The 18,243-nt window shown below is 64.3% G+C and carries 17 protein-coding genes and 1 tRNA gene; 9 read left to right on the top strand and 9 right to left on the bottom strand.

Annotation, left to right across the window (positions count from 1 at the left end):
• Positions 1 to 80: 80 nt before the first annotated feature.
• The 3 genes from A7D17_RS05195 to ribA all read right to left on the bottom strand — a co-directional run bounded on the left by A7D17_RS05195 (position 81) and on the right by ribA (position 3,609).
• Positions 81 to 1,583, bottom strand: a complete 1,503-nt coding sequence (locus A7D17_RS05195; protein WP_064508125.1) for a PH domain-containing protein — start codon at positions 1,581 to 1,583, stop codon at positions 81 to 83.
• The gene (locus A7D17_RS05190; RefSeq protein ID WP_064508124.1) at positions 1,580 to 2,056 is read right to left on the bottom strand and encodes a PH domain-containing protein; all 477 of its coding nucleotides are present in this window, start codon (positions 2,054 to 2,056) and stop codon (positions 1,580 to 1,582) included. Before A7D17_RS05190 ends, A7D17_RS05195 begins: the two co-directional genes overlap by 4 nt.
• A gap of 419 nt (positions 2,057 to 2,475) precedes the next feature.
• A complete protein-coding gene (gene ribA, locus A7D17_RS05185; RefSeq protein ID WP_064508123.1) occupies positions 2,476 to 3,609 on the bottom strand; it encodes a GTP cyclohydrolase II RibA in 1,134 nt (377 codons plus the stop codon).
• A 240-nt stretch (positions 3,610 to 3,849) separates the two neighbouring features.
• On the opposite strand from ribA, the gene A7D17_RS05180 reads away from it, so the two are divergent.
• A complete protein-coding gene (locus A7D17_RS05180) occupies positions 3,850 to 4,371 on the top strand; it encodes a GNAT family N-acetyltransferase (RefSeq protein ID WP_064508122.1) in 522 nt (173 codons plus the stop codon).
• Between the two features lie 286 nt (positions 4,372 to 4,657).
• Here the strand turns inward: A7D17_RS05180 and A7D17_RS05175 are convergent, their stop codons facing one another.
• Entirely contained in the window at positions 4,658 to 5,572 is a 915-nt protein-coding gene (locus A7D17_RS05175; protein ID WP_064508121.1) for a lauroyl acyltransferase, read from the bottom strand.
• Positions 5,573 to 5,672: 100 nt separating this feature from the next.
• Here A7D17_RS05175 and dtd point away from each other — a divergent pair, with 100 nt between their 5' ends.
• The 4 genes from dtd to A7D17_RS05155 all read left to right on the top strand — a co-directional run bounded on the left by dtd (position 5,673) and on the right by A7D17_RS05155 (position 8,897).
• Positions 5,673 to 6,113 (top strand): D-aminoacyl-tRNA deacylase, encoded by a 441-nt coding sequence (gene dtd, locus A7D17_RS05170; protein ID WP_064508120.1) that lies wholly within the window; start codon positions 5,673 to 5,675, stop codon positions 6,111 to 6,113.
• Positions 6,114 to 6,221: 108 nt separating this feature from the next.
• The gene (rpoD, locus tag A7D17_RS05165) at positions 6,222 to 8,096 is read left to right on the top strand and encodes an RNA polymerase sigma factor RpoD (protein ID WP_064508119.1); all 1,875 of its coding nucleotides are present in this window, start codon (positions 6,222 to 6,224) and stop codon (positions 8,094 to 8,096) included.
• A gap of 173 nt (positions 8,097 to 8,269) precedes the next feature.
• Entirely contained in the window at positions 8,270 to 8,593 is a 324-nt protein-coding gene (locus A7D17_RS05160; RefSeq protein ID WP_064508118.1) for a DUF6566 family protein, read from the top strand.
• Positions 8,594 to 8,821: 228 nt separating this feature from the next.
• Positions 8,822 to 8,897: transfer RNA gene (locus A7D17_RS05155), tRNA-Ile, on the top strand.
• Positions 8,898 to 9,668: 771 nt separating this feature from the next.
• On the opposite strand, the gene A7D17_RS05150 is transcribed toward A7D17_RS05155, so the two are convergent.
• The 3 genes from A7D17_RS05150 to A7D17_RS05140 all read right to left on the bottom strand — a co-directional run bounded on the left by A7D17_RS05150 (position 9,669) and on the right by A7D17_RS05140 (position 12,332).
• Positions 9,669 to 10,739: an alkene reductase gene (locus tag A7D17_RS05150; protein WP_064508117.1), complete on the bottom strand. Its 1,071-nt coding sequence runs from the start codon at positions 10,737 to 10,739 to the stop codon at positions 9,669 to 9,671.
• Positions 10,740 to 10,895: 156 nt separating this feature from the next.
• Positions 10,896 to 11,822 carry a pirin family protein gene (locus tag A7D17_RS05145; RefSeq protein WP_064508116.1) on the bottom strand — a complete coding sequence of 309 codons (927 nt, stop codon included), beginning with the start codon at positions 11,820 to 11,822 and terminating at the stop codon, positions 10,896 to 10,898.
• A 12-nt stretch (positions 11,823 to 11,834) separates the two neighbouring features.
• The gene (locus A7D17_RS05140) at positions 11,835 to 12,332 is read right to left on the bottom strand and encodes a DoxX family protein (RefSeq protein WP_239692144.1); all 498 of its coding nucleotides are present in this window, start codon (positions 12,330 to 12,332) and stop codon (positions 11,835 to 11,837) included.
• Between the two features lie 105 nt (positions 12,333 to 12,437).
• Between A7D17_RS05140 and A7D17_RS05135 the strand changes: the two genes are divergently transcribed.
• A complete protein-coding gene (locus tag A7D17_RS05135) occupies positions 12,438 to 13,310 on the top strand; it encodes a LysR family transcriptional regulator (RefSeq protein ID WP_064508114.1) in 873 nt (290 codons plus the stop codon).
• 86 nt (positions 13,311 to 13,396) lie between these two features.
• Here A7D17_RS05135 and A7D17_RS05130 read toward each other — a convergent pair whose 3' ends face one another.
• Positions 13,397 to 14,272, bottom strand: a complete 876-nt coding sequence (locus A7D17_RS05130) for a LysR family transcriptional regulator (RefSeq protein WP_064508113.1) — start codon at positions 14,270 to 14,272, stop codon at positions 13,397 to 13,399.
• Between the two features lie 201 nt (positions 14,273 to 14,473).
• Between A7D17_RS05130 and A7D17_RS05125 the strand changes: the two genes are divergently transcribed.
• The 3 genes from A7D17_RS05125 (at position 14,474) to A7D17_RS05115 (ending at position 17,963) form a co-directional block, all read left to right on the top strand.
• Complete coding sequence (locus tag A7D17_RS05125) at positions 14,474 to 15,310, top strand: alcohol dehydrogenase catalytic domain-containing protein (protein WP_204377351.1); 837 nt, start codon at positions 14,474 to 14,476, stop codon at positions 15,308 to 15,310.
• Positions 15,311 to 15,341: 31 nt separating this feature from the next.
• Positions 15,342 to 16,211 carry an NmrA/HSCARG family protein gene (locus A7D17_RS05120; protein WP_064508111.1) on the top strand — a complete coding sequence of 290 codons (870 nt, stop codon included), beginning with the start codon at positions 15,342 to 15,344 and terminating at the stop codon, positions 16,209 to 16,211.
• A 222-nt stretch (positions 16,212 to 16,433) separates the two neighbouring features.
• A complete protein-coding gene (locus tag A7D17_RS05115) occupies positions 16,434 to 17,963 on the top strand; it encodes a S41 family peptidase (RefSeq protein ID WP_082861763.1) in 1,530 nt (509 codons plus the stop codon).
• Positions 17,964 to 18,010: 47 nt separating this feature from the next.
• Here A7D17_RS05115 and A7D17_RS05110 read toward each other — a convergent pair.
• The coding region (locus A7D17_RS05110; protein ID WP_153041903.1) for an IS3 family transposase at positions 18,011 to 18,243 on the bottom strand (233 nt) is incomplete at its 5' end.

Here is an 18,243-nt window from a genome sequence, read left to right as displayed (position 1 = left end):
CTCAATCCCTCAATCCCTCAATCCCTCAATCCCTCAATCCCTCAATCCCTCAATCCCGATTCCCGATTCCCGATTCCCGATCACCAACGCAGCGTGCGACGTGCCAGCGCGGCGCCGAGTTGCGCCTGCAGCCCCTGCGCCTGCGCCAGCGGCACGAAGCGCAGCCGCAAGGCCGGGCCGGTGGCGCTGGCACCGGCGGTATCCAGCCACAGCGTGGCAGTGCCGGTCAGGCGATCGAGCGGCGAGCGTTGCAACTGCAGTGCCTGCAGCTTGTCCAGTTCGGCCAGCCGCCACCAGCGCGTCCACCAGCCGCCGCGCACTGCCACGTAGCGCGCATCCACCGCGTAACCCATGCGCTGTACCTGCCGATGCGCCTTGAACGCGCTCCACGGCAGCCAGAGCAGCAGCCACGTGGCCTGGCTGCCGAACTGCCACGCCAGCCCGGCCACCAGCGGCAGCAACAGCAAGACCGTCGGCAGGCTCAGGCGCCACCAGCAGTGCGTGGCAATGCCCTGCCACTGCGGCGGCGGCCAGGCGATGCCGGGCAGCAGGCGTTGCAACAGGGCATCGCATCGCTGCGGCTCGGCGATCGGCGCCAGCTCCTTCAGTGCGCTGCCGTGGGTGTCGCCGGTGCCGGCCACGGCGGTGTCCACGCGCAACTGGCGACGGCCGAACAGACGGTGCAGGCGGCCTTCGTACACCGTCCACGACTGGATGCGCCGTAGTGCGACGCTGCTGCGGATACGCGTTAGCAGGCCGCGCTCCACGGTGAGGCGGCGTTCCGATTCGCTGAGATGGAAGCTGTGGTATTGCGCCAGCGCCAGCGCCACCGAGAGCGCGCGCATCGCCAGCAGCACTGTCACGGTGGCGAGCACCGCCAACGTGGCGGCCACTGCCGCGCCGGGATGGACCTGGCTGACGTAGCGGTAGGCGATCTCGCCATTGGTCTCGATGAAGTTGGAGGCCACGCGGCGCGGAATCATCTGGTAGATCACGCCAAAGCTGGCGGCCACCACCACCATGCCGCGGTTGGAGATCAGGCCGAGCCGGATCACTTCGCCCATCGGCAGGCGCAGCAGGGTGTTGCCGTCGTCGGCCTGCACCGGTGCTGCATCGGCAGACTGCACACGGCGCCGGATCAGGTCTTCCAGCGCCAGCGCCTGGTCCAGCCGCAGCACCCGCATTTCCGCCTCCGGCTTGTGCCCGCCGGCCGACTCCAGCCGCACTTCGGCCACGCCGGCCAGCCGATGCAGCAGCGATTGGTGCACCACCACGTTATGGATGCGGGCGAACGGAATATCGCGCCGGCTGCGTTCCAGCAGGCCGCTACGAATGGCCACGCCATCGGTGCCGATGCGGTAGCGATAGGTGAAGTAGCGCAGCACCGAGATCGCCACCAGCACCGCCATCACCACGCCGGTGGCGACATGGTCGGCGACGTCGCGGCTGCCATCGCGGCTGCCGAACACGATCAAGGCGACCAGCGGGACCAGGAACTGGCGGATCTGTTGCAGCAGCACGAACACCCACGACAACGGATGCAGGCGCTGCTCGTCGTGGCCGGGATGTTCGATCGCGCTCACAGCGCGTCGTCGTGGTGGTCGAGCTGGCGCGCCAGCCGGTCGCGCAGCTGCTCGGCATCGGCCCGATCCAGCCCGGACACGGCCACCGCATTGAGCCGGCTGCCGGCGGTATGCACCACCAGCGTGGTCAGGCCGGTGGCACGTTCGATCGGCCCGCGGCGCAGGTCCACGTGTTGCACGCGCGAGATCGGCACGCGGGTGTCGCTCTGCCACAGGTGCCCGCGTTGCAGCGCCAGGCCGTGCTGGTCGAGTTTCCACAGCGTGAGCCGGTGCCGTTTGACTGCCAGCCATGCGCATAGCAGCGCAAGCAGCAGCGTCACCCCCAGCACCACCGGCCAATAGCGCCAGGCGTGCAGCACGGTAACGGTCACACCGGCAGCAATCAGACCGGCGCAGCCACCGCCGAGCGCACCATTGACTGCCGCCACATAGGCGCCGCGACGAGGGAGCTGTTGCCACTGCGCATGGTCCACTGCAGGAGTCCGGGCAGCTGCAGCGGTGACCAGGATGTCGGGGTGCGGCGGTGGAGCGTCGTGCACGGTGCAGGCCTGCAGAAGCGGTGCGCAAGCATAGCCGGGCGCCCGGTCGGGACGCATCCGCTGCGGGCGGCCTCACCTGGCGGGACGTGCGTTGCCGATGGGAGGCGGGTGACCAGGGCCGGGCGGGCGCTGCGCTCGAAAGCAATGACGATCGCAGCGCGCGTGGGCGCTGCAACCCTCGCGCTTTTCGGGCAGGCCACAATGGGGGAGCCGGCGAAAAGGGGGTTAATGCAAGCTAGGCGTGGACGCCATGCAAGCGCCGCGTGCGCGCCGGCATCTAGCCTCATCGACGCCACGCGCGGCCATTCCGACGCCGGGGGCCTTCCACCGCCGCGAACGGCCTCGTCGGCTGACTACTGCGCCGCCAGGATCAGCGCATCCACATCCAGCGCATGGCCGGCACGGGTCGCCTTGGTGCGCAGGTAGTGTTCGTTTTCCGGGGTGATGTCGCCGGTGACCGGAATGCGGTCTTCCACCACGATGCCGGCAGCGCGCAACCGCTCGGCCTTGGCCGGGTTGTTGGTCAACAGGCGGATCCGGCCGATGCCCAGGCCCCGCAGCATCGCCACCGCGCTGCCGTAGCGGCGCTCGTCCGGACCGAAGCCCAGCTGCGCATCGGCATCGATGGTGTCCAGGCCGGCATGCTGATACCCATAGGCGCGCATCTTGGCGGCGATGCCGGTGCCGCGGCCTTCCTGGTCCAGATACAGCAGCACGCCGCCGCCCAGCTCCTTCAGCTTGGCCAGCCCATGCCGCAACTGGTCGCCGCAATCGCACTTGAGCGAGCCGAACAGGTCGCCGGTCAGGCACGAGGAATGCACACGCACCGGCACCGCCGCCGACAGGTCGGGCTGGCCGACCACGATCGCTACCTGGTCGCGCTGCGCCACGCCGCCGCGGAACACCACGAATTCGCTCATGCCCAGGCCACGCAGCGGCACCGGGGTGCGGGTGACCAGCTCGTAGCCGGCTGCGGCCGACTTGGCGCACCCGCTGCCCAGGTCGTCCAGCGCCAGCGACTGGCAGCCGGCGAAGGCGGCATGGTCGTGCACATCGCGCAGGTCCACTGCCAGCAGCGCCGGCAGCAGCAGCCCCAGCCGCGCAATCTCCACGCCGCCGGCATCCAGCGCGTCGCCCGCAGCCCAGTGCGCCGGTACCGGGGTGTCGCGCAGATAGGCCAGGGCGGCCAGCTGGTCGTAGCTGTAGTCGGCCAGCGCGACGCGTGCGCCCTGCGGCGCGGTCAGCCCCAGCACCTGCGCGCGCGTGGGCGTGACGAACAGATAGTGGCGGCCTTGCGCCGCACGCGCGAAAGCGGTGTACGACTGCGCCGTGCTGCTATCCAGCGCCAGCACGGCGCGTGACTGACCACCCGCGGCGGTGAGCAGCACCGGCCGGCCAGCACGCAACTCGGAGGCGGCGCGCTCGCAGCGGATTGCCGCCGGATCGCCGAAGGCCTGCGCGCTGGGGGAGGGGACGGGGCTGCTCATGCACGACTCCAGATGGGGATGACCACGGCCGCTTCAAGGCGAACGCCGCCGCGCCGTTGCCGGACGCGTGGCGCCATTGTCGCGTGCTTCACAACCGACGGTTGCCGCCGTGAGGTGGAACGCTGCATCCAGCGGCCGCGAATGAGTGACAGCACCGGCAGTGATTGGTTGCGCACCGGCTGCGTTGTTCAGCGCCCGGCAATGCTTTCTAATCAGCGATCTTTCCGTTCAGCAGACCCCATGCGTCTTATCGACTGCAGCGAAGCACGTCATGCCAGTGCAATCCTGGATATCTTCAACGAGGCCATCGCCCATTCGACCGCGCTGTACGACTACCGGCCGCGGCCGGCGGAGAGCATGGTCGGCTGGTTCGCCACCAAGCGCGCCGGCGGATTTCCGGTGATCGGCGTGGAAGATGCCGATGGCACGCTGATGGGCTTCGCCAGCTACGGCACCTTCCGTGCCTGGCCGGCGTTCAAGTACAGCGTCGAGCACTCGATCTACGTGCACCGCGACCATCGTGGCAAGGGCCTGGGCCGTGTCCTGCTGCAGGCCCTGATTGTCGCGGCCGAAGCGCGCGGCGTGCATGTGCTGGTCGGCGGGATCGATGCCAGCAATCAGGCCAGCATTGCCTTGCACGAGCAATTTGGCTTCACCCATGCCGGCACGGTGCGCGAGGCTGGCTTCAAGTTCGGGCGCTGGCTGGACCTGGCGTTCTATCAGCGCATCCTGGCCACGCCCGCCGAGCCGCACGACGACTGAGCCTGGTGCGGCTGCGGTCCGCTGATGCGGCCAGGGCGGTTCGAAGGAAGGGCTGGAGGTGCAGTGGCGCAGTCTGCGCAGGGAGGGTGGAACAACGCGACATCCGCCACTCCTGGCCGCAGCGCCTGGTCGTTGGGAGTGCCGCGTTGCGTCCCTGGCACAACGCGGCGATCACCGGCCCGCTGGCGGCGCCCCAGCGCGGAAAACCCAGGCCAGGCATGCAGCCGCCTCATGCACGGAGGCCGCATACGCCGGCCCGGCCGCGTGGCGATGTCTTGTTCCCGGCCTAGTGCGGGTGCCGCTCGGTGGCGTACGGGTTGGCCTCGCCGCTGCCCGGCGGACGCAGCGTGTAGCGCTTGTAGGTCCACTGGTACTGCGCCGGGTCGCGCCGGGCGATCTGTTCGATGCCGGCATTGAGCGCGCTGGCCGCACGTACCGGGTCGGGGTCGGCCACCGCCGGGTCGGCCGGTTGCACATGCAGCGCGAACTGCAGATCGTCGCCGGCACGCTCGCACCAGCCGTACAACACGGTGGCGCCGGTGCGCTCGGCCAGCCGGTTGACCAGGGTCATGGTCAGCGCCTGCCTGCCAAAGAACGGCGCAAACACGCCATCACCCATCTTGGGTTGCTGGTCGGGCAGGATGCCGACCGCACCGCCGTCCTTGAGCACCTTGAACAGCTGCCGCACCGCCGGGCCTTCGGCGCGCACCTGGCGCACGTTGTCGCCGCCACGCGCGAGCTGCAGGAACCCGTCCACCGCCTCGGACTCAGGCGGCCGGTACACGATGGCGATCGGGCCACGTTCGGATAGCCATTGGTTGAGCAATTCCCAGTTGCCGAAGTGCGGCGCCGCCACGATCACCCCGCGCCCGGACGCCAGCGCCGCGTCGTAGAGCTCCTGGCCGTTGCGTTGCAGACGGGCCAGGTTTTCCGCCGGCGGGCGGGTCCAGGTGCGCAGCACTTCCAGGGTCTGGCGTGCGGTCGAGCGCAGGATCTGTACATGCAGCTGCGCGCGCTGCGCATCGCTCAGCTCCGGGTAGGCCAGTTCCAGATTGCGGCGCGCCACGCGCGCCTCGCGCGCATTGAGCTTGCGCCAGCTCCAGGCCAGCGTGTCGGCCATGCGTTTGAGCAGCGGCCACGGCAGGCGGCCCACGGTGGCGGCGGTGGCGTAGAGCAGGCGAGCGCGAAGATCAGGTGTCATCCGCGCAATTCTAAACAGCGTGGCCGGCGAAGACCCGCAGGTGACAGTGTGGGCAGCGCTGGGCATGCTGCGCGACACACTTTGCTGCCCAGGACTCTGCATGCTCGCCTTGATCCAGCGCGTCACCCGGGCCTCGGTCACCGTCGATGACCGGATCGTCGGGCAGGTCGGTCCCGGCCTGCTGGCCCTGATCGGCGTGGAGCCCGGCGACAGCGACGCGCAGATCCGGCGCCTGGCCGAGCGCCTGCTCAGCTACCGGGTATTCGGCGACGACGCCGGCAAGATGAACCGCTCACTCACCGATACCGGCGGCGGGCTGCTGCTGGTCAGCCAGTTCACCCTGGCCGCGGACACCGACTCCGGTAACCGGCCGGGCTTCAGTACCGCCGCGCCTCCGCAAGAGGCTGAACGGGCGTTCAATCAATTGGTGGCGATCTGCCGCGAAAAACACCACGGCGGGGTGGAAACCGGGCAATTCGGTGCCCATATGGTTGTCGACCTGGTCAATGACGGCCCGGTGACCTTCCTTCTCAGACCCTAGCCAGCGCAGTTCTACCAGCGGTCCCGTCTTGATTCCGGCAGACCGGGCTTCACGCTGGTATAATGCTAGGTCCTCTTTCCAATCTCAAAGCCGGTGGCGCGAGCACTCATGGCCAACGAACGTCCTGCCCAGCAATCCGACATCAAGCTACTGATCAGCAAGGGCCTGGAACAGGGCTATCTGACCTACGCCGAAGTCAATGACCACCTGCCCGACGACCTGGTCGACCCGGAGCAGATCGAAGACATCATCAGCATGATCAACGGCATGGGCATCGATGTCCATGAAGTTGCCCCCGATGCCGAAACCCTGCTGCTCAACGATGGCAACACCGGCAACCGCGAGGTTGACGACACCGCCGCCGAAGAAGCCGCCGCCGCGCTGACCGCGCTCGATACCGAAGGTGGCCGCACCACCGACCCGGTGCGTATGTACATGCGCGAGATGGGTACGGTCGAACTGCTGACCCGCGAAGGCGAAATCGCCATCGCCAAGCGCATCGAAGAAGGCCTGAGCCAGGTCCAGGCAGCGCTGGGCGTGTTCCCGCTGTCGACCGAAATGCTGCTCGCCGATTACGAAGCGCATAAGGAAGGCAAGAAGCGTCTGGCCGAGATCGTGGTCGGCTTCAACGACCTGATCGAAGAAGCCGATGCCGCCGCCGCTGCGCTGGCCGCCGCCGGCCCGGTCGCCGTGGACGAAGACGCCGTCGATGAAGACGACGACGAAGACGGCGATGACGACGCTGCCGAGGAAGAGGCCGGCCCGACCGGTCCGGACCCGGTGGAAGTGGCCACGCGCATGGAGAACCTGGCCAACGAATACGCCAAGTTCAAGAAGATCTATGCCAAGAACGGCGCCGAGCACAAGCTGGTGGTCAAGGCGCGCGAAGACATGGCCGCCATCTTCACCACGCTCAAGCTGCCGCTGCCGCTGACCGACGCGCTGGTCACCCAGCTGCGTGGCGTGGTCAACGGCATCAAGGACCACGAGCGCAAGGTGCTGCACCTGGCCACCACCGTGGCACGCATGCCGCGCAAGGACTTCATCCGCTCCTGGGAAGGCAACCAGACCAACCTGGAATGGGTGGAAGACGCACTCAAGCGCAAGCAGAAGTGGTCCTCGGCGTTGCGCGACGTCAAGGATCAGATCATCTCCGAGCAGCAGGGCTCGATGGAGATGGAAAAGGCCAGCTATCTGACGCTGGGCGAGATCAAGGAGATCAGCCGTGCGATGGCCTATGGCGAAGCCAAGGCGCGCAAGGCCAAGAAGGAAATGGTCGAAGCCAACCTGCGCCTGGTCATCTCCATCGCCAAGAAGTACACCAACCGCGGCCTGCAGTTCCTGGACCTGATCCAGGAAGGCAACATCGGCCTGATGAAGGCCGTGGACAAGTTCGAATACCGTCGCGGTTACAAGTTCTCGACCTATGCAACGTGGTGGATCCGTCAGGCCATCACCCGTTCGATCGCCGATCAGGCGCGCACCATCCGTATCCCGGTGCACATGATCGAAACGATCAACAAGTTGAACCGCATTTCCCGCCAGATGCTCCAGCAGTTCGGCCGCGAGGCCACGCCGGAGGAATTGGCCAAGGAAATGGACATGCCCGAGGACAAGATCCGCAAGGTGATGAAGATCGCCAAGGAGCCGATCTCGATGGAAACCCCGATCGGCGACGACGAGGATTCGCATCTGGGCGACTTCATCGAGGACACCAATGTGGAGTCCCCGATCGACAACACCACCAACATCAATCTCTCCGAGACGGTGCGTGACGTGTTGGCCGGCCTGACCCCGCGTGAGGCCAAGGTGCTGCGGATGCGCTTCGGTATCGACATGAATACCGATCACACGCTGGAAGAAGTCGGCAAGCAGTTCGACGTCACCCGCGAGCGGATTCGTCAGATAGAGGCCAAGGCGTTGCGCAAGCTGCGTCACCCGAGCCGTTCGGAACAGCTGCGTTCGTTCCTGGACATCGACTGAGTTGTCGGTCGTCATGCTCAGCTGATCACACAACAGCCCCGCACGTGCGGGGCTGTTGCGTTGTGGGTCCCGGTGGGGCGATGCTTGCCGCGTGCTGCCGACAATAGCGCCGGCCAGGCCACGCAGCTTCACGTTGCGGCGACGAAACCGCACCGCACTGCACTATTAAGTGGATGTTTCCTTCAATCTCACCTGATGTTCCAGCCGGCACTTTTAGGTTGGTGCGCGAATGGAAACGAGACCGTCCGATGAGTAGGCAAAGCCGTTTCGAGACCACCACCTACCGCGATCACGAGATCCGCGTACGCGCTGCGCAGGCGTCACTGACGGCCAGGTGGACCCTGTGGGTCGACGTGTATGCCAACAACGGCAGCACGCGGCTGCCCCGCATCAGCGACCAGGAACAAACCTGGGAAACCTGCCAGGACGCGATCGCGCAGGGCTTCCGCGCAGGCCGCCAGCTGATCGATAAGCAACGTCAGACAGCGGATGCTTGATGGGTGTGGGTCTGTGGCCTTGTAGGGGCGTGTGTGGCGTGCAGGCATCCATCTACCAAGCAGCCGGCGGATACCAGGCGCCTGCGAAAATCGCAGAGCAAGCGGGCGCAGAGACGGCGCGCAGAGACGACCGGCCGCAGCAGACAAGTTCGCGGACGGACAGGTAAACTTGCCCAACTCCTGAGGGCCCGACGCATGGCATGCGGCATCAGCGAGCGCTGTGCAGCAGGGCCTATAGCTCAACGGTTAGAGCAGAGGACTCATAATCCTTTGGTTCCAGGTTCGAATCCTGGTGGGCCCACCAATACAAGACAGGCACTTGGACGTGTTCTTGTAAACATAAGTTGTCCGCTGCAACCCGCGACACTGGCGGCGCAAGGCCGGACCGGCGTCGGCGTCGGCGTCGGCGATGACAAGAAATCAATTTCCAAACAATTGCTTACGGAATTTTGGCTGACGGTACAAGAAGCCGAACGGCGAATCTGTACCAGAGCATCCGACATGTGCCCGCGAAACATCGTGGGAATTCGCTGGATAGGATCCTCCAGGATCCCGCGCCACGCATTGGCGTAGTAGGGGCAGGAGACCCTCCGGCTTTCCCAGACGCAATGTTGCGCAACGCCCGTTGCACGGTCTTCGCGACTTGGTCCTGCTCAATCCCGGTAAGGTCCAAGGCGATCTGGCGATGGATCCTCCGCAGCACTCGTTAGCGCGCCTTAGATTGCTCGACGGCAAGCCGGCGCTCTTTGAGATTCGGCGATACGGCGCCGAATCTCTTCAAAATTTTCGCAACTTGCCCCAGCGACTTCATCCCTAACCCCATCTTGGTGGGCACGCAAGCTATCTCGGATAGCGCGCTGATACCCCGCACGCGGCTTCCGACCCAAAGCGGACGCCAGAGGACTAAGCCTGAAGACCACTGAGATGTTCGGCTCTCGCTCAACGCATCCGGCTCCGCGCGATCTGATGCATGCGTTACGGCTGCAACCAGCACCTCTGCCCTACCGCGCAGCTGTATCGCAACACCCGCATTCCTGGAATGAAGCCCAGCATGGCAACCCGGCTCATTGATTTTTCAGGCGGTTGCGCGCGCCAAAGTTGGATAGTCGGTATAGCCCTTTGCATCACCGCCATAGTAGGTGGTGTGATCCGGTTGATTCATCGAGGCGTCTGCTTTCAGACGTTCGACGAAATCGGGATTCGCAAGCACCATCTGCCCATACGCTTCCAACTCGGCAAGCCCCGCCTCTACATCAGAGCCAATTTGTTCGCGCGCGCGACCAGGACGGTTGACGATCAGCGCACCGCTCCACAAATTGCGGATGTCGGCCAGCAATGCCTCATCGCCAAGGTGCATCACATGCACATATGCCAGGCCCAGCTTGGCAAGTTCGGTGATCAGATAACGGTATAGCGCCGGTGCTTCGGAGCCTTCATCGATGCCCCACAGCTTGGCACCTGGAGACAAACGGATGGCAGTACGGTCCGCGCCGATCTCTTCGGCGATTGCTGCGGTCACTTCGAGTGCGAAGCGTGCGCGATTCTCGATCGATCCGCCGTATTGGTCAATACGGGTGTTGGCGCTTGGAGCGAAGAACTGCTGGACCAGATAGGCGTTCGCGCCATGGATCTCGACTCCGTCAGCGCCGGCTTCGATTGCGCGACGAGCTGCCAAACGGAAATCTGCCACGGTCTGGCGAATCTCATCGGTGGTTAACGCGCGTGGCTGGGGAATGTCCTGCATGCCCGTCATGGTGAACATCTGTGCCCCAGGCGCGATGGCCGAGGGAGCCAAGGCCTGCCTGTGGTGAGGGGTGTTGTCCGGATGAGACATGCGCCCGGTATGCATGAGTTGGATGAATAGATGTGCGCCTCTGTCATGCACGGCAGCGGTAACCGCCTTCCATCCCGCCACATGGGCTTCGGTATAGATGCCCGGGGTACTTAGGTAGCCTTGTCCATCGTCAGAGGGCTGCGTGCCCTCGGAGATGATCAAACCAACGCTGGCGCGCTGTGCATAGTAGGTCGCAGTCAAGGGCTTGGGTGTGCCGTCGGGCTCGGCACGTGAACGCGTCATCGGCGCCATTACCAGGCGATTAGTAAGGGTGTAGCGTCCGACGCTGACAGGGCTGAAGAGTTGAGTCATAACGATCTCCTGAGAGGTTGAAGAGGCGGTGTGGTGGACGTACCGCGAAGGCTCGCGAGTAGCTGAAAAGATTTCTTGTTTATAAGCCTCTCCTGGCGCGGAGTGACTCGCCAGGGGTGGTGCCGGCGGCGCTCCGCGGAGAGATTCTTGGCGGCGTTACTTGAAGACCGGAATTGTTCCGGAGGCAGTGGTTCGGTCGCCGGCAGCCTGCATTTTCTTCCCGAGCTCACGGATGCGCTCTTCGCCGACATCAAGCGCGTGTGCGTTGGTATGCACAGAGTAATAGCCAAGGTGCAATGCATGCGGGTGTGGAACTGACGAGCCGAGCACGAAGACGGCATTCGTGGCGCCCCGCGCCTCCAGCACGATGGGCGCACCATCTTCGGCAAACACCACCATGTCGCCCCGCTGCAGCAGCACACCGGCATCGAGCGTGCCGCTGGCGACTGCCAGCCACCCCACCAGGTGACCGGCCGGCGGGTGATACGTCCAGCGCTCGCCCGGCATCAGCGTCACCAGCAGGTAATTGATGCCATCGGGCGCATCGACCGGACTTTGCGCGCCCTCGTAATGACCGATCACGACATGCGCAGGCCCGACCTTGGCCATGTGCTGCGCTTCGATGTAATGGCTTTGTGGCTCCCCCAGCTCCAACGCTGCGGGCAATGCCAGCCAGAGTTGGAATCCCTGGATGCATGAGGCATCGGCTGGCGGGGTCATTTCCTTGCCATGCCACACGCCGATTCCGGCGCGCATCCATTCCACACCGCCGTAGCCGATGGTGCCGCGTCCGCTTGTTTGGTCGTGGTAGTGCATGCTGCCTTGGGTGAAGACCGTGACGGTTGCGATGCCCGAATGCGGGTGCAGCGGCATGCCGGACATCGTGTGGATGATGGGTCCTTGCGCATCGAAAATATCGAGGAAGACGAACGGTTTCAGCACTTGCCCAAGATCGGATGGGCTCATGAGCCTTGTGATGGGGCCGGTGCCTGTACCGCGCGTGCGGTGTGCGATCGCCCGCTGCTGCGTCGGGACAGGTGCACTTGCAGGCGGAGACGAGATTGGCAACGAAAGGGTTTTCATGATCTGCTCCTATCAAGCCGAACGGGCTGAGCGCAGCACAGCTGCGAAGCGTGCGCGATTCAACCAGGCGATCGTTGCGGTGACCATCATCAGGAAGATCGCTGGGACCGGGCTACCGCCGATGACGAACAGATGCACACCGGTCGCAACGAACATCATGGCTGCAAGCAGTGCACCGCTGAAGGCGAACGTTGCCGGCAGCAGCAACGCGATGGCGCCGATGATTTCGATCACACCGGTGACGATGCGAAACCATTGGCCGAGGCCGATGTGATCGAAGACGTCGACCATCATCGGAACGCCAGCCAGCTTGGCAGCGCCAGCGGCGAAAAACGCCACGGCAGCGAAGATGCGCAGGGTCCACGAAAAACCGCGGATGAAGCGCCCGGACGTGGCCTGCGTGTGGATGGAAGATGTATGCATGAGGTGTTTCTCCAGAAAAGGATGGGGTGCACGTGGTGATTGATCGGCGTGTGCCGGACGGAATGAGGTCCGAGCGTCCTGCTTCACGAAGGACTGGCGGTGCCAGCGCCCTCAAAGCAGACTGTGATGTTCCGAATGCGGCTAAGCTAGCCGCGCCAAGCGACATGTCGTGTCGCAGAAACAGGGACGCCAATGGAATTCGAAGACCTGCGGACGTTCGTCGAGGTGGCCGACGCGGGCGGGGTGTCGCCAGCGGCCCGGCGCCTCGGCGTTGCCAAGTCCATCGTCAGCCGTCGTTTGATCCGGCTCGAGCAAGAACTGGGTATCCAACTGCTCGCGCGCACCACCCGTGGTGCTGCCGTCACCGAGGCCGGCGCGACGTTTCGTGAGCACGCCGCGCGCATGTGTGCCGAGATGGACGTGGCGCGCGAGACCATTTTCCCGGCTGGCGATCTACGTGGCCGCTTGCGGATCGCTGCACCGCTGACGTTCGGCCCCACGCATCTGGCGCCGGTGCTCGCCGAACTGGCCAGCCGGCATCCTGCGCTGCAGGTGCATGCCTGCTACAGCGATCGCTTTATCGACATCGTCGCCGAGGGCTTCGACTGTGCGATCCGGCTCGGCTATCTCGCGGATTCAAACCTGGTGGCCCGCCGCGTGGCGCCGATGCGCGGCAGCCTGATGGCTACACCCGATTACCTGCGCAAGCATGGTGAACCTGAAACGCCCGATGCACTGCTGACGCATGAGGCGCTGTTGCAAGGTACTGAAAGCTGGCGATTCATGGACGGCGACAAGCTGGTGACGATCCATCCACGGGGGCGTTTCAAGGCCGATAACGGCACTGCGATCGCGGCCGCTGCGCTCGCAGGACTCGGTATCGCGGCACTGCCGGACTTTCTCGTTGCCGAGCACCTTGCATCCGGCGCACTGGTGCGTGTCATGACCAAGTACCCGGCTCCCGAGGCGGGTCTTTATGTCGTTCGCGCGCCGGCCGCGCACCCTGCGCGCAAGATCCGTGTATTGACCGACCTATTGATCGAACGCTTTGGTAGCGGTGTCTGAAGCTCAATGGCGGCGATTGTTCGGGACATCTTCCATCCAGCGTGGCCGCTGCGTGGACGCGCCTGCCCAAGCGAGATGGCGCCGCCCTATCCCTTCAACACAAGCGACACATCCGGGTATCTGTCACACATGAAGTCCACGAAGGCGCGCACCTTGGGTGCAGCCAGACGCCTGGAGGTGTGCAACACCCACAGCGCCGGCTCTACACCCGCGATCGTGCCCCACTGCACCAGTTCGCCGCGCGCCAGCTGATTCCATGCAATCGACTGCGGAAGCAGCGCCACGCCACCGCCTGCAATCGCCGCGTCGCGGACCATCAGGAATGAGGAAAACCGCATCCTTGGAACAGGTTCCAGGACCAGGCGCCCGTCATCGAGCGCCCATGTGGTCGGCTGGAAGCTCGACATCACCACGGCGGCAACGGGCGTGACCGCGCCACTGCTGGGCATGGCGATGCCAGGCGCAGCCACGACCACCAGCCGGTCCTTGGCAAAGCAGCGCCCGACCAGGCTGCTGTCCGGGCTTGGGTTGATTCGGATGGCCACATCGAACTGCTCTTCCACCAGATCGACCGTGCGGTCCTCTGCGACCACCTCGAGCGTGATCTCCGGATAGGCCGCGCAGAACTCCGCGCCGATGTGGCCCATCGCCAGTTGCGAGAACAGCACCGGAGACGCCACCCGCAAGCGTCCGCGCGGGACCGAAAGCCCCTCGCGTGCTGCAGCCATCGCCTCGGCCACCTCGCTCAACGGCACTTCGGTGCGGTCCATCAGTAGCTGCCCGGCTTCGGTGAGCTTGAGGCCACGGGCGCTGCGCTCGACCAGTCGCACGCCCAGCTGCTCCTCAAGCTCGGCGATGCGACGCGACAAGGTCGCCTTCGATCTACCACTGGCACGGCTCGCCTTTCCAAGGCCTTGGTTGGCTGCGACCAGCGAGAAATCGATCAATGCATTCAGATCCATGGTGTTCCATATTTGAAACCAGGCGTCTACATCTTGGCGTCTTCGTATTGGTTGCGCAACGGCATAAGGTCTCGTCACCGTAACGCCAGACGAGCAACTGTCATGAGCACCACGCAACGCGCTGTATTGATCCGGGCCTACGGCGGCGCCGACGCCGCCGAAGTGGCCACCATCGCCAAACCCCTCGCAGGACACGGCCAGGTGCTGGTCCGCATCCACGCTGCCGGCATCAACGGCATCGACTGGAAAGTCCGCAGCGGTGTCATGCGCGAGGTTTTCGCGCTGCCGCTTCCGCTCGTGCTGGGTGCAGAACTGGCCGGTGTGGTTGAAGCGGTCGGGCCCGGCGCCACGCGTTTGCAGGTCGGTGACCGCGTGATGGGCGCAATGAGTGGGTTCGGCGCGTTTGCCGAGTGCATTGCGGTTGATGACAGCAAGCTCGCCCGCATTCCTGACGGCCTGGACGCTCTCCATGCTGCCGCGATGCCGGTCGCTGCGGTCGCCGCGTGGAAGAGCCTTCACCACGCCGGGCCGCTGCATGCCGGCCAACGCATTCTGATTCATGGCGCCGCCGGTGGGCTGGGCGGCTATGCCGTGCAATACGCCAGGCGCTCCGGTGCAGAGGTGTTCGCCACCGCATCAACGGCGCATCTGGACTACGTGCGCAGCCTTGGCGCGGACCATGTCATCGATTATCAGGCGCACCGTTTTGAAGAGTTGGTGCACGACATCGACCTGGTCCTGGACTATGTGGGCGGCGATGTACTGGATCGCTCGTGGCAGGTGCTCGCACCCAACGGCGTGATCGTTGCCACCACCTCGCCGGACATCCTTACCCGCACACCGCCCGGCCGCAGCGGCCTGTGGTTCATGAACACGCCGGACGTCGCCCTGCTGGAAACGCTGGCCGCACAGGTGGCGAGCGGCGCGCTGGCATCCAGGGTCGGCGAGGTCGTCGGCTTCGCCGGGATTCCTCTGGCAATCGAACGCAATCGCACCGCATCACGGGCCGGCAAGGTCGTGGCGGACATGTCGCGCTGATTCACCCTTCCATCCACAACAGGAGATTCACATGAGCATTCTCGTAACCGGCGCCACCGGCACCATCGGTTCTCTCATCACCCAGGGCCTTGCCGACGCAGGCGCAGAGGTCAAGGCATTGGTTCGCCAGCCGGGCAAGCGCGTTTTCCCGGCAGGTGTCACCGAAGTCGTCGCAGACCTCACCGACGTTGCATCGATGCGTGCCGCGTTTTCGTCGGTGCGCACGCTGTTCCTGTTGAATGCGGTCACCCCCGACGAAGTGACGCAGGCGCTGATCGCACTGAATCTGGCCGGGGAGGCAGGCATCGAGCGCATCGTCTACCTGTCGGTCATCCATGCCGACAAGTTCACCAACGTGCCGCACTTTACCGGCAAGCACACAGTCGAACGCATGATCGAAAGCCTCGATATTCCTGCGACGATTCTGCGTCCTGCCTACTTCATGCAGAACGAAGCGATGATCCAGCAGACGATTCAGGACTATGGTGTCTACCCGATGCCGATCGGCTCTGCAGGTGTGGCCATGATCGATGCGCGCGACATCGCAGACGTCGCGGTTGTCGAGTTGCTGCGACGCGACCGCGCACCTGCCGCGCTCGAACGTATCACGCTCGAACTGGTTGGCCCGCATGCCGTGACGGGCAGCTCGGTTGCGAAGGTCTGGAGTTCGGCCCTCGGGCGCGAGATCGCCTATGCGGGCGACGACGTTGCTGCCTTCGAAGTGCAGATGGCCGCGTACGGCCCCTCCTGGCTGGCCTACGACATGCGTCTGATGATGGCCGGTATCCAGACATTCGGCATGCAGGCGGCCGACGGCGCGGTGGAAAAACTGCAGGCCATTCTGGGGCGCCCGCTGCGCACCTATGAAGACTTCGTGCGCGAGGCGACGGCGCGGGCTTGATCGGATGCGGCGCAACAAGCGTGGGCATCCCCACGCTTGTTGCGTACAAGCGTCTGCTGAAAGCGTGTGTTGCGTCCAACGACCAACGCGGTGGACGACCCGGACATAGCAGCGGACGTCTGCGGACACTTGCGCAGGTCGAAGAACCCACGTAATGCAAGCGAAGCGCTTGGCATGCCGATTGCTTAGTGCCATGGACCTTTCCAGCCAAGACGCCAAGACATGACCGTCACCATTGGTGCACCATCGCGTACTCCCCAACGACAACCTCGCTTTCAGCGCGGAGTGCAAGCCAGCCTCCTTTCGATAGCGCTGCTGGCCGTTGCGTCTTGCCCGGCTGCCGATCAAGCACCGCCCACGCCACTGCAAGGCTGGGCCGCCATGGCCGACAAGGACGTGGACTTTTCGCTGCAGTGGTTCAAGGACCAATCGATCCTGGCCGTGTATCCAGACCCTGCAGCGTTTGAGGCCCCCATGGCCAAGGCGCGCAAACAGGCCGATGCGGATATCCAACAGGTCACCAGCTTCGAAGGCTATCGTCAGACACTCGCGCATTTCTTTTTTACGTTCAACGACGCGCATGCCTATGTCTGGATGCAGTTGCAGACAAAGGCGTATCAATGGCCGGGCTTTCTTGCCCGATACCAGGGTGGCCGCTTCGTCGTCGCAGGTTCGGATGGGAGCGTGGCAGATGGCTCGGAGATCAGCGCCTGCGATGGGCAGCCGATGAGCGCATGGTCCGAGCGAATCGCGCTCTACGAGCACATGATCCCGGAGAACATCATCCCTGGATTGGAGTCGACGCGCGCGCGAACCGCGCCGATCATGTTTCGGTACCGTAAGAGCCCGTTCCTCAAACGTCCGGAACACTGCACCATCGACGGTCGTAGCGTCAGCCTGAATTGGAAAAGCCTTCCGCAAGACGAGCTGACCAAGGTGATGTCGACGCTCAAGCCCGATCTTGGCAGGGACGTTGCGATCACGCCATTCGGCGACAATGGTGCGTGGGTCCGTCTTGGCAATTTTTCTCCAGAAAACAAACAGCAATCCGATCAGTTCGCGGCGTTGTACAAGGCAGCTCCCTCACTGCGCAACAAGTCGGTGATCGTGTTCGATGTGCGCGGCAACGAGGGCGGCCCGTACGAATGGTTTATGGGGGTGCTGCGATCGCTGTACGGCGCCGACTACACGAACTACTACGCAAGAGAGCGGTTAAAGATCTCGGCTGTTTATCGGCTAACCGAAGCGTCAGTCGACGACTCGACATTTTCCCACGGCAGTCCCGGAGCCGACGCGCCGGCAGATCCACCGCCGGACGGCATTCCCTACGACGAAAACAGCAAGCTCTCCCAGGCAGCGATGGCGCGTGGGGATAAGGTCCTGCATGCACCGGTTAACGCAGAAAAAATCCCGAAGCCAAAGCGTCAACCCATCAACCCGGTGCACGCCCGTGTGGTGGTGCTGACCGACTATGACTGCGAGAGTGCCTGTATCGGATTTGTCGACGAGCTGAAGCAGTTTCCGGGCGTACTGCAAGTGGGCACCGAAACATTTGTCGATTCGCGTACCGGTTCACCGATCACGGCCCTGCTCCCCAGCGGAAATGGCGGTATTGGCGTTCCTTATATGACCCGCGACGGTCGGCTACGCAATGACAATGTACCTCAGAAACCAGACATCGAGTTCGGCGGCAACATTAACGACACTGCCGCAGTGCAGGAATGGCTAATGAAGATTTTAAAGAAAGGTTGAGGCTTCCACACCCAGTCTCTCTGATACGCCCAGGGTTCCGTAGACACTCAAGACCCTCGTTGCGCGTAGCGCCGTTCGAACTCTACAGGCGACAGGTCGCCAGTTGAACCGTGGCGGCGTTTTGGGTTGTAGAACATCTCGATATAATCGAACACCTCGGCGCGTGCGGCGTCCCTGGTCGGGTAGATCCGCCGCCTGATCCGCTCGCGTTTGAGCAGGCCGAAGAAGCTCTCCACGGGTGCGTTGTCGTGGCAGTTGCCACGCCGACTCATGCTGCACA

The sequence above is a fragment of the Xanthomonas floridensis genome (assembly GCF_001642575.1).
GTDB lineage: Bacteria > Pseudomonadota > Gammaproteobacteria > Xanthomonadales > Xanthomonadaceae > Xanthomonas > Xanthomonas floridensis.
Note: the sequence above shows the minus strand (reverse complement) of the source record. Positions and strands in the feature narration are given on the sequence as shown.

Bases quoted from the DNA above. Each gene is read 5' to 3' on its own strand.
- A7D17_RS05130 (WP_064508113.1), bottom strand. From the start codon at position 14,272: ATGGATCTGAATGCATTGATCGATTTCTCGCTGGTCGCAGCCAACCAA.
- dtd (WP_064508120.1), top strand. From the start codon at position 5,673: ATGCTCGCCTTGATCCAGCGCGTCACCCGGGCCTCGGTCACCGTCGAT.
- A7D17_RS05120 (WP_064508111.1), top strand. From the start codon at position 15,342: ATGAGCATTCTCGTAACCGGCGCCACCGGCACCATCGGTTCTCTCATC.
- A7D17_RS05150 (WP_064508117.1), bottom strand. From the start codon at position 10,739: ATGACTCAACTCTTCAGCCCTGTCAGCGTCGGACGCTACACCCTTACT.
- rpoD (WP_064508119.1), top strand. From the start codon at position 6,222: ATGGCCAACGAACGTCCTGCCCAGCAATCCGACATCAAGCTACTGATC.
- A7D17_RS05135 (WP_064508114.1), top strand. From the start codon at position 12,438: ATGGAATTCGAAGACCTGCGGACGTTCGTCGAGGTGGCCGACGCGGGC.
- A7D17_RS05115 (WP_082861763.1), top strand. From the start codon at position 16,434: ATGACCGTCACCATTGGTGCACCATCGCGTACTCCCCAACGACAACCT.
- A7D17_RS05145 (WP_064508116.1), bottom strand. From the start codon at position 11,822: ATGAAAACCCTTTCGTTGCCAATCTCGTCTCCGCCTGCAAGTGCACCT.
- A7D17_RS05180 (WP_064508122.1), top strand. From the start codon at position 3,850: ATGCGTCTTATCGACTGCAGCGAAGCACGTCATGCCAGTGCAATCCTG.
- A7D17_RS05160 (WP_064508118.1), top strand. From the start codon at position 8,270: ATGTTTCCTTCAATCTCACCTGATGTTCCAGCCGGCACTTTTAGGTTG.
- A7D17_RS05175 (WP_064508121.1), bottom strand. From the start codon at position 5,572: ATGACACCTGATCTTCGCGCTCGCCTGCTCTACGCCACCGCCGCCACC.
- ribA (WP_064508123.1), bottom strand. From the start codon at position 3,609: ATGAGCAGCCCCGTCCCCTCCCCCAGCGCGCAGGCCTTCGGCGATCCG.